Below are 14,976 nucleotides of genomic sequence, written 5' to 3'. Positions count from 1 at the left end.
ACGCAACCTCAACGCCGGAAGCCATCCCCGACAGCGGGGAGTTCGGGCTTCGCCTCTTGGCAGCAGGCTCGCCGGTTTCGCCATGCCGAATCGAGTTCGTCATCCTACGGACTGGTCGTTCGTTTCCCATTGCTCTCCACCCCGCCTCGCGGCGACGCAGTTATGTTCAACTACCGCTCCGTTGCGCAGAGCGGACGAGGACTTCCACCTCGCTGGTTGCGCGCGCTCTCGCGCGCACTGCCACGCCCGCTGGACGGGCGTGAGTTCCAGGTGGAGCTGCCGGCCTCCGCACGCCCGCCAAGCGGGCGTGGCACCCGTCTGGCACCCACGGCCCCTTGCGATAGCTTTGTATCCGCGCAGTCCCAGACTGCTATCCTTCTGATCAATGCTCCTGGCTGCGCTTGCGCTTCCGCTCATGATTCAGAGCACGCCTTACGAAGAGCCGCTTCGGCCGCAGTTCCACTTCACGGCCAAGGCGGGATGGCTGAACGACCCGAACGGGCTCGTGTTCTTCGGCGGCGAGTACCACCTGTTCTTCCAGCACAACCCGTTCGGCACGCAGTGGGGGAACATGACGTGGGGCCATGCGGTGAGCCCCGACCTCGTGCACTGGAGGCAGATCGACCACGCGATTGAACCCGACCGCCTCGGCACGATCTTCTCCGGATCGGCGGTCGTGGATGTCGCCAACACAAGCGGGCTCGGCACCGTCGGCAAACCGGCCCTGGTGTGCATCTACACGGCCGCGGGCGGCACCAACGAGGCCTCGAAGGGCCAGCCGTTCACGCAGTGCCTCGCCAGTTCGACCGATGGGCGCATCTTTGCGAAACTCCCGGACAACCCCGTGCTCGGCCACCTCGAGGCGGAGAACCGCGACCCCAAGGTGCTCTGGCACGAGCCCACGGGCAAGTGGGTCATGGCGCTATTCCTCGACGGCAACCGCTACGCGCTCCTCGGATCCAAAGACCTTCGCGCGTGGACCCGCCTTTCGACGGTGGAGATGCCGGGGGCGAGCGAATGCCCCGACTTCTTCGAACTGCCGGTCGTCGGTGATCGCGGGCGCATGAAGTGGGTTTTTTGGGGCGGCAGCGGCCGCTACCGGGTCGGCTCGTTCGACGGGACGACCTTTACTCCCGAGACCGAGTCGATTCCCACGAACTTCGGCAACACGGGCTACGCGGCGCAGACCTACTTCAACGACCCCAATGGCCGACGCGTGCAGATCGCGTGGCACAACAATGCGAACTTCCCGGGGACCGCATGGAACCAGGAATTGGGGATTCCCACCGAGTTGACGCTGGTGTCCACGCCAGACGGCCCGAGGCTGCGCATCCACCCGGTTTCCGAGCTCGCACGGCTGCATGGCCCCCTGGTGAAGGAGCAGGGGTCCGGTTGGTTTCCGGTCGAGAGCGGCCTGATCGACGCGACGGTCTCACTGGAGGTCCCGCCCACGGGAACGCTCGCCCTCGTCGCCAACGGCCAGCGCATCACCTACGATGCCCCATCGCACGATTTGAAGTGCCTCGACAGGTCCGTGCGGGTCGCACCTGTCGAAGGGCGCTTGCGGCTGCGGGTGCTGGTGGACCGCGCCTCGCTCGAGATCTTCGCGCAAGAAGGAGCGGTGTCGATGCCGATCTTCGCGCTGCCGGTCGACGGCCCCCGCGGGTTGCGGGTGGAGCGAACAGGCGCATGGACCGGCGAAGTCAAGGTCTATCCGTTGAACAGCGCGTGGCCTGCCCACGGGGGCGCGAGGTGAGTACTTCCCCAAGGCCCTCAAGCCCCACGGCAAGCTCGCGAAAGGCAGGCGAGACGCCTGTGCCCGCGGGGTTTACCCTGATCGAGCTCTTGGTGGTGATCGCGATCATCGCCATCCTCGCGGCCATCCTCTTCCCCGTCTTCTCGCAGGCGAAGGCCAAGGCCAAGCAGATCGCGTGCATCAGCAACTTCCGCCAGCTCGGGGCGGCGATGATGATGTACATGGGCGACTGGGACGACCGTCTCCCCGATCGCCGAGACCTCAAATCCTCGCTGCCCGGCGGGTACAAACCATGGACTACGTGGCCTCCCTCCGATCCGCGCACGGGTTGGCTTGGGCCCACAGTGGGCATCTACCTGAAGAACTTCGAGATCCTCGTTTGTCCAGGAACCGAAGCCTCCGCGCTCGGCCGCGTGCCCCAAGTCGTGCAGGAGTTCGACGTCGCCGGCCGCCGTTGGAAGAGCAACTTCTGGATGTGGCGCTTCGACCGACCCGACGACCCCGTGCCCCTCGACAATCTCTGGGGCAAGTCGGAGGAGCAGGCCGTTCGCGATCTCCAGCTCGCGGGCAATCCCCAGGTGGGCTCGCCCCAAGGCGTCTCGGACGTCGAGATGGCCGTGGACGCCTACTTCCCCCGCACCATCCCGTCGGTGCCAGCCGACTTGAAGGGCAAATCCGTCCATTTCGGCGGCCGGAACCGGCTGTTCCTCGACTGGCACGCCAAGTTCCTGAAGGACGCGCGGACGGAGTGATCGTTGGTCGTTGATCGTTTGTCGTTTGTCGGGGAGAGGGGACGACAAACGACCAACGAAGGACGATAGACGAACGGCTATTTTGCTTCCGCTTCCAGTTGTTGGCGGCACGCGGCCAACTCGTCTCCGTGCGCTTCGGCTTCGGGATAGGTCATCTTCAGACCCTCCAGCGTCTCCACAATCACCTGGGACACGATGAGGCGGGCGTTGTACTTGTCGTCGGCGGGAACCGCGTACCAGGGGGCGTGGTTCGTGCTCGTCGCGCCGAGGCACGCCTCGTAGGCGGCCATGTACTCGTTCCAGTGGGCGCGCTCGGCCAGGTCGCCTGGGCTGAACTTCCAGTTCTTCTCAGGATCTTCGATGCGCGCGAGGAAGCGCCTGCGCTGCTCCTCCTTCGAAACGTGGAGGAAAAACTTCACCACCTTGGTGCCGTTGCGGTTCAAGTGCTTCTCGAGGTCCACCATCGATCGCATCCGATGGTCCCAGATCTCGGGGTCTTCGAGATCCTCCTTCGGCAACCCCTGCCCTTGGAGAATCTCCGGATGGACGCGCACCACGAGCACCTCCTCGTAGTACGAGCGGTTGAAGATCCCGATGCGGCCGCGTTCTGGAAGGCACCGGGTCGTCCTCCAAAGGAAGTCGTGGTCGAGCTCCTGGGCGCTCGGATGCTTGAAGCTGAAGACCTGGCAACCCTGGGGGTTCACGCCGGACATCACGTGCTTGATCGCGCCGTCCTTCCCTGCGGCATCCATCGCTTGGAAGATCACCAGGAGGGCGTACTGGTTGTGGGCGTATTGAAGGTTCTGCAGCGCGCTCAGCTTCTCGATGTGCTTCTCGAGGAGGTCCTTGTAGTCGCCCTTCGACTTGTAGAACGGCTTGACGCGGGTCGGGCACTTCCCCAAATCCACGGACTCACCTTCGCCGATGCGGAACGGCTTGGTTTGGATCTTCATGGTTGGCTCACGGCCTCCCGGGACTGGCGCATGATGAGAACCGCGACCAGCCACAGGATCGGCACGGCGAACAGCCCCGCGAGGCGCCCGGCATTCACTCCGCCCCGATCTCCCAGGCGGGAAAGCAGCATCGCATGACCCGCGAAGTGGCCGACCGCCCCCGCAAGCGCGAGTCCAAACCACTCTCGGCGCCGTCTCAGGAACGCGGCCACCGCCAGCGCGCACACGATACCAGTGAGCAGGTTGGGAATCGCGGTCGTGTGATTGACCTCACCCCCTTTGCCCAATGCGCCCGCAACGCCGAAGACGAGCGAAGCCAAAGCGATCAGCGCGGCCAGCAGCGTGGCTAACGCGCCCAGGACCGTGAGACGTGTCCGCATCAATTGCATTATGCGACCGAAGGCGTTCTCGCGCGCGGGGGTTGCGGAAGGACGCACCGTAATGATTCCACAAGAATCGAAGAACCTCCAGTACCTTTGACGTAGAAGGAGTTAAGAGAGCTTGAGTTGCAACGCTAGTTCCAATCATCCAAGGGAGGTACCAATGAACAAGAAGATTGAAGGAAAGAAGATCGCCATTCTCGCGACCAACGGGTTTGAGGAATCGGAGCTTTTCGACACGAAGAAGAGGCTCGAGGACGCGGGTGCGACCACGACCATCGTGTCTTTGGAGACCGGCGACATCAAGAGTTGGAAGGGCGACGGCTGGGGCAAACAGGCGCACGTCGACAAGACCGTGGATCAGTGCCGCGCCGAAGATTTCGACGCGCTGATGATTCCCGGCGGCGTGGCGAACCCCGACCGGCTCCGTATGAGCGACAAGGCAGTGCGGTTCGTCAAGGGCTTCGTGGAGTCCGGTCGGCCGATCGGCGCCATCTGCCACGGACCGTGGATGCTGGCCGAAGCCGACGCGCTCCAGGGCCGCAACGTGACGAGCTACGCCTCGATCAAGACCGATTTGAAGAATGCCGGCGCCCACTGGAAAGACGAGGCGGTGGTCACCGACCGCGGCATCGTCACAAGCCGGAAGCCCGACGACATCCCCGCATTTGCGGACAAGTTGATCGAGGAGGTCGGCGAGGGACGCCACACGCGTTCTCCCGCAGGCGCAAGTTTTGGTCGGTAGGGACGCACGCAGGTGCCCGGCCCTCGGGTCGGGCCCTGCCCTGAACGAATTGGAAAGGGTGGACCATGGCGTCCACCCTTTTTTTCATGGGCGCCGCACGGCAAACGGGTAAGTTCGGCCAAGGTGTCCACGACCGCTCGCTTGAACCGACTCTTTGCCGCCGACGGCCACTGCTTCGACGTGGCGATCGACCACGGGTTCTTCAACGAGCGCTCCTTCCTGGGGGGCATCGAGGACATCCGATTGGCCGTCGGAACGGTCGTCCAAGCCGGGCCCGACGCGATCCAACTTCCGCCCGGAACCGCCCCCGTGCTCCAGTCGATCGCCGGCCCCCGCAAGCCCGCACTGGTCTTGCGGACCGACGTGGCGAACGTCTACGGGAACGCCCTCCCCTCCCGCCTCTTCAGCCGCCTGATCGACGATGCGGTTGAGCAAGCCCTGCGGCTCGACGCCGTGTGCGTCGTGGTGAATCTTCTGCGCCTGCCGGACCAACCGGGACTGCACGAGCAGTGCGTGGCCAATGTATGCCGCCTCAAACCCGCGTGCGAGCGGTGGGGCATGCCGCTGATGGTCGAGCCGCTGGTGATGCGGGACAACACGGCTTCCGGTGGCTACATGGTCGATGGGAACATCGACAAGATCCTGCCGCTCGTGCGCCAAGCCGTTGAGCTGGGCGCCGACGTCATCAAGGCCGACCCGACCGACGACGTGGCCGAGTACCACCGCGTCGTCCAAATCGCGGGAGAGATTCCGGTGCTCGTGCGCGGCGGCGGACGGGCGCCCGACGCAACGATCCTTGAGCGCACGTACGATCTCATGCAGCAGGGCGCAAGGGGCATCGTCTACGGCCGCAACGTGATTCAGCACGAGAGTCCCGCGCGCATGACCCGGGCGCTCATGGCCATCGTCCACGAAGGGGCCACGCCCGAAGCCGCCCACGCCCTCCTCACGCCATGAGAACCGTCCGTTTCGGGGTTGTCGGGTGTGGGCTGATGGGTCGGGAGTTCGCCAGCGCCGCGGCGCGGTGGTGCCATCTCGAGGGCGTTTCCGCCAAGCCCGAAATCGTGGCCGTCTGCGATGCGGACCCCGCAGCCATGGAGTGGTTCGGTGCGCATTTCGAGGTCCCCCTCCAAACCACCCGATACTCCGAGCTTCTGGCCGACCCCGCGGTGGAGGCGGTGTACTGCGCCGTGCCCCACCACCGGCACGAGGAGCTTTACACGGCCACCCTCGCGGCGGGAAAGCACCTGTTCGCCGAGAAGCCTTTCGGCATCGACCTTCCCGCGGCCGAGCGCATCTCCGCGGCCGTGGACGCCAAGCCCGAGTTGCTGGTGCGCTGTTCGAGCGAGTTTCCCTACTTCCCCGGTGCGCAGCGCATCGCGAAGATGGCGTCAGAGGGCGCATTCGGCCGCATCCTCGAGGTGCGGGCGGGGTTCTGCCACAGCAGCGACCTCGACCCGAACAAGGCGATCAATTGGAAACGCCGCATCGCGACCAACGGCGAGTACGGCTGCATGGGCGACCTCGGATTGCACGTGCTCCACCTTCCGTTGCGGTTGGGATTCCGCGCCAAGAACGTGCGCGCGCTGCTGAGCAACGTGGTGGAGACCCGTCCCGACGGGCACGGTGGCACGGCACCGTGCGAGACGTGGGACAACGCGATCCTTGCGTGCGAAAGCACCGAGGGATTCCCGATGATCTTCGAAACCAAACGCATCTCACCGGGCGACACCAACACCTGGAGTCTGCGCATTCTCGGGACGAAGAACAGCGCCGAGTTCTCCACGCGCCATCCCAAGACGCTCCGCACGATGCCCTACGAGCCCGGCGGTCCGCAGGCGTGGCGCGAGGAGGATCTGGGCTATGCGGGAGCGACCCAGACGATCACGGGCAGCATCTTCGAGTTCGGGTTCACCGATGCGATCCTGCAGATGTGGGCCGCGTACCTCGAGGAGCTGGCTGGGAACCGCCCCGCGTTTCCCTGCGCGACTCCGGAGGAGGCGCTGGCGAGCCACCGACTCTTCACCGCGGCCTTGGAGTCGCAGCGCACCGGGCGGACGGTCGAGGTCGGGTGATGGCGGAGATCGTCGTCGCCGGCCACATCTGTCTCGACGTGATTCCGCACTTCCTCAGGGACGCCGAGCTGCGGCCCGGCGCCCTGATCGAGGTCGGGGCCGCCGACCTGGCCACCGGCGGTTGCGTGCCGAACGTGGGCCGGGCCCTTCACCGACTCGGGGTGTCGGTCGACCTAGTCGGGAAGATCGGCGACGACCCGTTTGGAAGGGTGGTCGCCGAGCTGCTGGCCGCCGAGTCGCCTTCTTTGACACGCGGCTTGGCGGCCACCGCCGGCGGTGTGACCTCCTACTCGATCGTGATCAGCCCGCCCGGCCGGGACCGCACGTTCTTGCACATGCCGGGCGAGAACGACACGTTTTCGGCGAGCGACCTCGATGACGCCCATTTGGAGGGGGCGAAGGTGCTGCACTTCGGCTACCCGCCGCTCATGGCCCGGATGTACGCCGACGAGGGCGGGGAGTTGGAGTCGCTGCTTGCCAAGGCTCGGCGCGCGGGGGCGGCGGTCTCGCTGGACATGAGCCTGCCCGATCCGGCCTCCCCTTCTGGGAAGGCGCCCTGGGGGCGGATCCTCGAACGCGTGCTGCCCCTTGTGGACCTCTTCTTCCCCAGCGACGGGGAGTTGGCGTTCATGCTCGGGCGACCCGCCGAGGAGTGCGCCGAGCGGTGCCTCGAGATGGGCGCGGGCATCGTCGTGGTGAAGCGGGGGACCCGAGGCCTGGCCGCCTGGACCGCCGGCGAGGACCGGCTCTCGACGATTCCCGGACTTTCGAACGCGGCCTCCTGGGCGAACCGGACCGCAGAGCACCCGTGCTTCTCGGTGGAGGCCGTGGGGACCACGGGCGCGGGGGACGCCACCATCGCCGGCTTCCTGATGGGTTGGGTGCGCGGGTTTGGTCTCGAGGCATGTTTGGAGGCCGGGTGCGCCGTCGGGGCGTGCTCGGTGGAATCGCGCGATGCGGCAAGCGGCGTGCGGCCTTGGGCGGAGACCCGGGCACGAATCGATGGGGGATGGAATTGAGGCCAGGCCAGATTGCGATCAGAATGGCGATGGGTCGGACCGGTACCGGGTGGATACCGGGTGGATACCGGGTGCCACGCCCGCTTGTCGGGCGTGCCAAAGGACGAGGTGAACAAATGACTCGCGAAACGAGCAACGGTTGGATGAAACAGACAGCATGCATCGCACTCCTCTTGAGCGCGGCTCTCCTAGGGGCACAACAGCCGCTCCAAAAGCACATCTATCCCTTGGCGCCGCGGCTGGAGTGCCCTCCCGTGTCGGTCGATGCGTCCGACTTCCCCGAGGGTCAGGCGTGGGGCGAGGCGGCCAAGGGGCTCGTCGAGTCGTGGTTCCCGACGGTGTGCTCCCTGCTCGCCACCGAGGATTACAAGGCCCCGTCGCAGATACGGCTTGTCATCAAGAAGAAGATCTCGGCGCCGGCTTACACGTCGGGCAATACGATCACCATCAACGGCGAGTGGATCACCGCCCATCCGGACGATCTCGGGATGGTCGTCCACGAGTTGACGCACGTCGTGCAGTCCTACCCGGGAAGGGGCCCCAAGCCCGGCTGGCTCGTCGAGGGCATCGCCGACTACGTGCGCTGGTGGCGCTACGAGCCGGAGGCTAAACGGCCGCGCATCGATGCAACCCGCAACAAGTACACCGACAGCTACCGAACCACCGCCTACTGGCTCGCCTGGGTGTCGCGCCAGTACGACATGGGTCTGGGGCCGGCGTTGGACCGGGCACTCCGCCATGGCGACGACCCAATGCCGTTGTTCCATAAGCTCACGGGCAAGGACGCCCAGGCGCTCTGGGACGAGTTCGTCGCGAGCGTCGGCGCGGTGCCGTCGGATTTTCCGTGATTGGCGCACGCCGTTGCCCTCGGGCATAATCGCCCTGCGGAGAGTTGAAAAGGGAAAGACGCCCTCCGCGGCGAACTGAAGTGAGCCATGCCTGCAACACGGGCTCTCGGTCTCCCCTTGGCGTTGCTCCTGTCGCTGATCGCCGTTCCGTCTCGAGCCCAGCGTCCCGCGTTGGACGAGAGCTTCCTCAAGGGATTCCAGCGGCTTGAGGTGCCCGAAGTCGTCGTCGACAACTTGGGCGGCGGGCCCCCGCGTCGACAACGCTGCTATTCCGCCAAGGCTGACTTCCGCGCGACCGTCGAGGCTGTGCGAGCGACCTTGGATGGCAGGTACTGGACGGCTGGAGAAGACAAGTCCTGGTTTGGTCCGACGTCGCTCCACTGGTGGAGCGGCCGAGACAACCTCCCCTTCCACGGCTGGACGATCGAGGTCGCCGAAGGCCAGAGCAGGCCGGACGTTCTCTTCGCGTCGGACTTGGTTGCCGTCGGACAGCCTGCGCAAGGTTGGACCAGCATCTCGATCCTCGAGCCGATGGGTCCCAACCCACGCCTTAGGGAGTTCGAGCCCGAGGACATCACGCTCGAATCCGGAATGCTCAGGACGCAGCTCGACGAGGCCAAGGAGTTCTACCTGCGGATCCCCAACGACGATCTGCTGCTCGGCTTCAGGCGGAGGGCCGGGCTGCCCGCACCGGGGCGCGAGTTGGGAGGTTGGTATTCGGACGACGCCTTCAACGCGTTCGGCCAGATTCTCTCTGGGCTTGCGCGCATGTACGCGACCACCCGCGATCCCGCGTGCAAGGCCAAGGCGGAGGTGCTCGAGGCGAACTGGGCCAAGTGCATCGCGCCCGACGGGTTCTTCTACTACTCGACCAAGCCCAACGCGCCGCACTACACGTTCGACAAGATGGTGGGCGCGCTTGTGGACATGGCGGTCTATTGCGAGAGCGAGGGCGTCGAGGCGCACCTTTCGCGCATCACGGACTGGGCGATCAAAAACCTCGATCGCACAAACGCGTATGCGCTCAACGTGTGGCAAGGATCGACGGAGTGGTACACGCTCAGCGAGAACCTCTACCGCGCCTACTTCCTGACCCGCGAGCACAAATACGGCGACTTCGCCAAGGTTTGGGAGTACACGGCGTTCTGGGATCGGCTCGCCAAGGGCGCCCCCCTCTTCAAAGGACAAGGACCTGGCACGGAGTCGCTGCCGACGGCGTACCATGCCTACAGCCACGTCAACACTCTTGCGGGGGCGGCGCGCGCCTACCTGGCCACCGGCGAGAAGCACTATCTCGACACCGTGACCCGCGGCTACGACTTCCTGCAGACCCAGCAGTGTTTTGCCACCGGAGGCTACGGGCCGGACGAGCGGCTGGCGCTCCGCGACGAGGTGGTCCACCGCCTTGAGACGACCACGCCCACGTTTGAGACTCAGTGCGGCTCTTGGGCCGCCTTCAAGCTGTGTCGGCTCTTGATCCTGATCACCGGCGACGCGCGCTACGGCGATTGGGTCGAGAGGTTGGCCATCAACGGAATCGCGGCGACGATCCCGATGAGTGCGTCGGGGGGCGTGATGTACAACTCCGACTACAACCCGTTCGGGGGGCAGAAGGTGAACGACGGCCAATGGACCTGCTGTACAGGCACGCGCCCCATGGCGGTGGCGGTCCTTCCGGAACTCATCTATTTCCGAGAAAGGGGGGGCGGTGTGCGCGTGAACCTGTTCGTGCCCTCGACCCTGACGTTCAATTCGTACGGCGGTGCGGTGCGGCTTCGGCAATCGACGCGCTTTCCCGAGGCGCCGAGCACCACGCTGACCTTCGAGGAGGCCCCCGGCGAGGCCATGGCTCTGAGCTTCCGGCGCCCGGGGTGGCTTTCTGGACCCATGACGGCGAAGTTGAACGGCAAGCCGTTGGCGCTTGTCGACGCCGGCAAGAACTGGATGCGCGTGAGTCGGCGCTGGCGCAAGGGAGAAGTCCTCGAACTTGAGCTGCCCATGGAGTTCCGATCGGTGCCCATCGACCCGAAGAAGACCTTTCCAACGGCGATTACCTACGGCCCGGTCGCCATGGCGTTCCGTTCCGAGTTCAATCCGGGAGGGGCCATCGAGTTCGACAAGCTTGCAGCGAACTTCGAGAAGATGCCTGGGGAGGCGCTTTCCTTCAGGCTCCGGTCTCAGCCGGGCACGCTGGCACGGCCGTATTACGCCTACAAGGAGGGCGAGGATTACTTTCTCTACCTCGACCCCTCGCTACCCAAGCGCATCGGATTCCGCAGGCTGGAAACGGCAGGCCGTTGGAACGACGGCGGCCAGTTTTGGTTCTCCAACGAGGTTGGGGCCAGTTGCGAGGCGAAGTTCGACGGCACCGGGGTGCGCTGGCTCGGGTGGAAATACGACGACGCCGGGCGCGCGGAGGTGCGCATCGACGGCAAGGTGGTTACGGTCGTCGACCAGTACGCGCCAACACGGGGAGCCCCGTTCGATTGGAGCGTCAGGGACCTGCCCCCGGGCCTGCACACGATTCGCGTGACTGTGTTGCCGGACAAAACCCCCGAGTCGAAGGATCGGTTCATCAACGTCGCCGGCTTCGAGGTGACTTTCTGGTAGTGCCGCGCCCAGGCACGTCCTCAGCCCTTGACTTTCTCCCAGTCGGTCGCGGTTTGGACCAATCCGTCGATCATCGTCTGAACCGCCCAAAGCTCGTCAGGTCCGCTGCCGCCGTGGTCTTCGATCTTCTTGGATCTGCGGTTCGTTGCAACCGTCACGACATGATCCATCGGGCTGCCTTGAACGCGGACCACGCTCGTTCACCGTTGACTTAGGAGACGTAGGCCATCCGCATCGAGACGACTACCCACCGATCACCGATCTTGCGCACGATCGCCGAGTAGCCCGTCCCGCTTAGGCCACCGAAGTAGGTCGAGATCAGCGTACTGGCCTCGGTGCGGTCCTTGTTCCAGGTGATCATTTGCTCCTCCCATGGCTTGTCCTCCCCGCCCCGGCCGCCCGTGAAGCGGATAAAGGCGACCCCCTGCTCGTAGCACTGCTCGAGCGGGGTGGACCAGTCGTGGGCATCCGCCTTCCAGATCACTGGTCCGCGCCACCCGACCATCTCGAACGGCTCCATGTCCGCAGGTGCAAAGAAGATCCCCGCTTGGTCCCCTCCGAAGAAGTGGTAACGAGCCTCGAAGACCGCCGCGAGCACCTTCTCGGCATCGGACTCGGGCCGTCGCTGGGCATTGGGCCAAGGGTCCACCCCATCCGGGTCTCCGTCACCGTCGGTGTCCGCGCGTTTGGGATCGGTTCCCAGGCGCGCCTCCACGAGGTCGGTCAACCCGTCGCCGTCGGCGTCCGAATCCAGCGCGGGATTGCCAACGAGCGCGTCGAACCAGGCCCCGTCCGCTAACTCCTTTCCGGTCTTGCCCGCGAATGTCGGCACCGGAGGCGGAGGATTCGCCCAACTGCTCGGGGCCTCTCTACTCACTCCCGCGAACCGAGGGTGGGTCCAGGCGTCGCCCTCCTTGCGAACGAGCCAGAGGTCGCCGTCGCTGCCAAGCACGGCCACGCTGAGCAGCCCCCAGGTGACCCCGTTGGCATCGGTCTTCTGTGCGCGCAGGATCGATGTCGCCTGATCCCTCGTGCTCCCTCCGACGTGAGCCAGGTCGAGGCGCTCTTCGAGCGGAGCGAGCAGAGTTCGCTCGGAGCGTTCCGCAAGCACGGCCGCGACGGCCTCCTCGTTTCCCGACGCCGCCAGGTTCACGTAAGCATCGAACCGCTGCTGGGTGTCGCCTTTTGGGTCCTTGAGCTGCCCGATCATGTAACGAACCGCCAACGGATGGTTCGAATGAGCCACGATCATGCGCGAGACATAGGTGCTTGAGTCGTAGAACTCGAATCCAGGAGTGGGGACCTCCAGTTCCTTGAGAAGGTACGGGATGTACTTGTCTGGGTCGCCGAACTGGGCGAGCAATCTGATCAATGTCGGCTTGGCGGAACTCCCCCGACCGGAGGCGGCGAGCGCGGCGAGCAGATCGTCGCCGCGCCGATTGGAGGCGGTGGCCTTCAGCACCGAAGCCAACGATTCGTAGCGCGAGGACTCGCTGGACGCACCTCTGGAGTCTTGAGCCTTGGCGGCCCCGAGGAATGCGCGGAGCAACGGTTCGAAGGCGTCGTCGCCGAGGCTCGCAAGCCGCGCCAAGTCCTCGGCGTCCAGGTCCTCGAACTTTGCAATGAGGCGCCCAGCAACTTCCGTTCGGGCGGTCGGCTGGGTGGGCAGCGCCGGCCGCGTGCCCGGGACGTAGCGGAACAACCGCTGGCCGTCGAAGCAAACAACCTGCCGGCCGTCGGTCCAGATCGGAGACGCGAGAGCTTGATCCTCGGGGCACGACCAAAGCTCCTTTCCCAAACCGTCCACGGCGATCATCCGCTCCCAACCACGCGCGAACAGCACGCCTCCAAGGACCGTGTCGGATCGTCGCCCCACGGTGAACGGGCCAGAGCCCAGTCCGTGCGACCAAAGCGTCTTGCCCGAAGACGGGTCCAGTCCGATCAAGTTGCCCTGGCTGAGCATCGCGAACGCCCCCTCGAGCGAACTCACTGTAGTGCCGAGCATCTGGTCCACCCGCCAGAGGACCTTGCCCGACGCTAGATCGCGGCCGACGCACGCTTTGCCACCCTTGACAAGCACGACACCACGCGCGGTCACGATCGGTTCGTCGTAATAGGCCGATTCGCCCTCCTGCCAAAGCGAGGCGCCGGTGCGCGCGTCGAAACACGAGGTGATCGATCCGCTGTTCGCGACCACGCGCCCATTTTCGGCCGTGACCGCGTTCACCGGGCCCGGTGCCGTGATAGCGATCTCTTCTTTGGAGTCTGAGGCCTGTCTGGGCGGCCTAGGGAGGTCGATCCGCCACACGGCTTGCCGCGTCTTCAGGTCCAAGGCCGAGAGGGTTCCCTGCGCCATGGAGAGGAACAGCCGGTCACCCGAAACGGCCATCGGCGATGCAGGACCCTTCCGCGGGAGCTTCCACAGGATCGAGCCCGTGTTCGGATCGAGGGCGAACACCCATGCGGGATCGTTGTTCCAGCTTCCGCTGCAGGCGAACAGCGTGTGGCCGTCCGTCGCGAGCTTCACGGACCCGACGAGGGCTTGATGCCAGATCGGCTTCCCCGTCGCGAGGTCCAAGGCGCGCAAGACCTCGCCCTGAACGTAGTAGAGCACGCCGTCCCCGACCAGCGAAGCCCGAGTGAACTCCCCGAGGGAGTAAGTGCCGACGCGCACGTAGGGCGGGGGCGGCGGTTGCTGCCCCAAGGCCATCAAACACAGCACAGACCAAGCGAACATGGGGGTTCCTCCGTTCACCCATGAGTACGCCCACCGCCAGAACAGGGTTACCGCTTCCGTCATCCCCTGCGACGTAGAGGGATCTGGTCTTGATGACGCCGCGGGTTGAACCTGATGTCCCGTGAGTTTCCCGACTGCGGCGCGGCAAACGGCACAAAGCCCGGCAAATGGCGTCATCAGGATCAGATGGATCATCCATTTCATGCTCCGCGTCCTCCCTCCAGCGTCACCGAAACCGGCACTCGCAGACCAAATCGCGCGCCGGTTGGCGAATCCATCAGCCGGAGTTCGCCGCCGAGCACTTCCTTCGTGACCCGCGAGGCGACGTACAGCCCCATCCCCGACCCATAGAGATCTGAGCATGCCGCTCCTCGAAAGCCCTTGTCGAATATCTTGTCCGCCTCGTCGGGCGGAATCCCGGGACCCTCGTCACTCACCTCGAACTCCTTCCACCCATCCCGTCCCCGAACTTCGATGCCAATTCGGCCCGAGGGTGAGAACTTGAGCGCGTTCGTCATGAGGATGATTAGGACCGCCGCAACACGCGTCGCATCCATTTCCACCGCACGCGACGAATCGTGGAGGACCGTTTCGAAAGTGTGGCGACTCGTCGAGCGCCCCATCTGATCCACAATGCCTTCGAGCCACGGGCCCATCTCAAGTTGGGAAAGCTCACGGTCCACCCTCTGGCCGGCTTCGAGGCGCAGCGTGTCGATCACTGCGTGCGCCAATGCCCACCCCTGCTGGCCGAGCGCGGCGCAGTCGCGCAGCAGTTCACGAGCCTCTCGGTCCGAGAGCGTGTCGTCACGGAGGGCGTGCTCCACGCCGGTGAGGAACGTCCAACCGACCATGAGTTCCTGCATGAGGGGATTCTACGACGATCCCAAAAGCACCAAGGCTGGCTTCGCCGGAACCAAAAGCGCGGATGAATCCGCGCAAGCTACTCCCCAGCACCGATTCCCGACTCCCGGCTCCCGATTCCCGTCTCCCCTACTTTCCGCCCGTCGTGGCAATCCCTTGAATGAACGTCTTCTGGGCGAAGAAGAACAGCACGATGATCGGGAGGGTGAAGATCGTGGCCGCGGCCATGAGCTGCGCGAA

General features: G+C 65.1%; 13 protein-coding genes. 8 read left to right on the top strand and 5 right to left on the bottom strand.

Annotation, left to right across the window (positions count from 1 at the left end; all coding sequences use genetic code 11):
• Nucleotides 1-385: 385 nt before the first annotated feature.
• Together M9921_15130 and M9921_15125 are read left to right on the top strand one after the other, a co-directional pair.
• Entirely contained in the window at nucleotides 386-1,756 is a 1,371-nt protein-coding gene (locus M9921_15130; GenBank protein ID MCO5298180.1) for a glycoside hydrolase family 32 protein, read from the top strand.
• 59 nt (nucleotides 1,757-1,815) lie between these two features.
• Nucleotides 1,816-2,508 (top strand): prepilin-type N-terminal cleavage/methylation domain-containing protein, encoded by a 693-nt coding sequence (locus tag M9921_15125; protein ID MCO5298179.1) that lies wholly within the window; start codon nucleotides 1,816-1,818, stop codon nucleotides 2,506-2,508.
• Nucleotides 2,509-2,585: 77 nt separating this feature from the next.
• Here the strand turns inward: M9921_15125 and M9921_15120 are convergent, their stop codons facing one another.
• Together M9921_15120 and M9921_15115 are read right to left on the bottom strand one after the other, a co-directional pair.
• Entirely contained in the window at nucleotides 2,586-3,461 is an 876-nt protein-coding gene (locus tag M9921_15120) for a polyphosphate kinase 2 family protein (protein MCO5298178.1), read from the bottom strand.
• Entirely contained in the window at nucleotides 3,458-3,841 is a 384-nt protein-coding gene (locus tag M9921_15115) for a hypothetical protein (protein ID MCO5298177.1), read from the bottom strand. The genes M9921_15120 and M9921_15115 overlap by 4 nt, the downstream gene beginning before the upstream one ends.
• A gap of 163 nt (nucleotides 3,842-4,004) precedes the next feature.
• Between M9921_15115 and M9921_15110 the strand changes: the two genes are divergently transcribed.
• From M9921_15110 to M9921_15085, 6 genes are all read left to right on the top strand, one after another.
• Complete coding sequence (locus tag M9921_15110) at nucleotides 4,005-4,586, top strand: type 1 glutamine amidotransferase (GenBank protein MCO5298176.1); 582 nt, start codon at nucleotides 4,005-4,007, stop codon at nucleotides 4,584-4,586.
• A 141-nt stretch (nucleotides 4,587-4,727) separates the two neighbouring features.
• Complete coding sequence (locus M9921_15105) at nucleotides 4,728-5,543, top strand: hypothetical protein (protein ID MCO5298175.1); 816 nt, start codon at nucleotides 4,728-4,730, stop codon at nucleotides 5,541-5,543.
• Entirely contained in the window at nucleotides 5,540-6,661 is a 1,122-nt protein-coding gene (locus M9921_15100; GenBank protein MCO5298174.1) for a Gfo/Idh/MocA family oxidoreductase, read from the top strand. The genes M9921_15105 and M9921_15100 overlap by 4 nt, the downstream gene beginning before the upstream one ends.
• The gene (locus M9921_15095) at nucleotides 6,661-7,680 is read left to right on the top strand and encodes a carbohydrate kinase family protein (GenBank protein MCO5298173.1); all 1,020 of its coding nucleotides are present in this window, start codon (nucleotides 6,661-6,663) and stop codon (nucleotides 7,678-7,680) included. The genes M9921_15100 and M9921_15095 overlap by 1 nt, the downstream gene beginning before the upstream one ends.
• A gap of 143 nt (nucleotides 7,681-7,823) precedes the next feature.
• On the top strand, nucleotides 7,824-8,528 hold the full coding sequence (locus M9921_15090; protein ID MCO5298172.1) for a basic secretory family protein: 705 nt from the start codon (nucleotides 7,824-7,826) through the stop codon (nucleotides 8,526-8,528).
• Nucleotides 8,529-8,615: 87 nt separating this feature from the next.
• Nucleotides 8,616-11,138 carry a glycoside hydrolase family 127 protein gene (locus M9921_15085; protein MCO5298171.1) on the top strand — a complete coding sequence of 841 codons (2,523 nt, stop codon included), beginning with the start codon at nucleotides 8,616-8,618 and terminating at the stop codon, nucleotides 11,136-11,138.
• Between the two features lie 20 nt (nucleotides 11,139-11,158).
• On the opposite strand, the gene M9921_15080 is transcribed toward M9921_15085, so the two are convergent.
• From M9921_15080 to M9921_15070, 3 genes are all read right to left on the bottom strand, one after another.
• Complete coding sequence (locus M9921_15080; protein ID MCO5298170.1) at nucleotides 11,159-11,308, bottom strand: hypothetical protein; 150 nt, start codon at nucleotides 11,306-11,308, stop codon at nucleotides 11,159-11,161.
• Between the two features lie 41 nt (nucleotides 11,309-11,349).
• Complete coding sequence (locus M9921_15075; protein ID MCO5298169.1) at nucleotides 11,350-13,875, bottom strand: PQQ-binding-like beta-propeller repeat protein; 2,526 nt, start codon at nucleotides 13,873-13,875, stop codon at nucleotides 11,350-11,352.
• Nucleotides 13,876-14,075: 200 nt separating this feature from the next.
• Complete coding sequence (locus tag M9921_15070) at nucleotides 14,076-14,738, bottom strand: HAMP domain-containing histidine kinase (protein MCO5298168.1); 663 nt, start codon at nucleotides 14,736-14,738, stop codon at nucleotides 14,076-14,078.
• Between the last annotated feature and the right edge of the window lie 238 nt (nucleotides 14,739-14,976).

It is taken from the genome of Fimbriimonadaceae bacterium, assembly GCA_023957775.1.
In the GTDB taxonomy this organism is placed as follows: Bacteria; Armatimonadota; Fimbriimonadia; order Fimbriimonadales; family Fimbriimonadaceae; genus JAMLGR01.
Note: the sequence above shows the minus strand (reverse complement) of the source record. Positions and strands in the feature narration are given on the sequence as shown.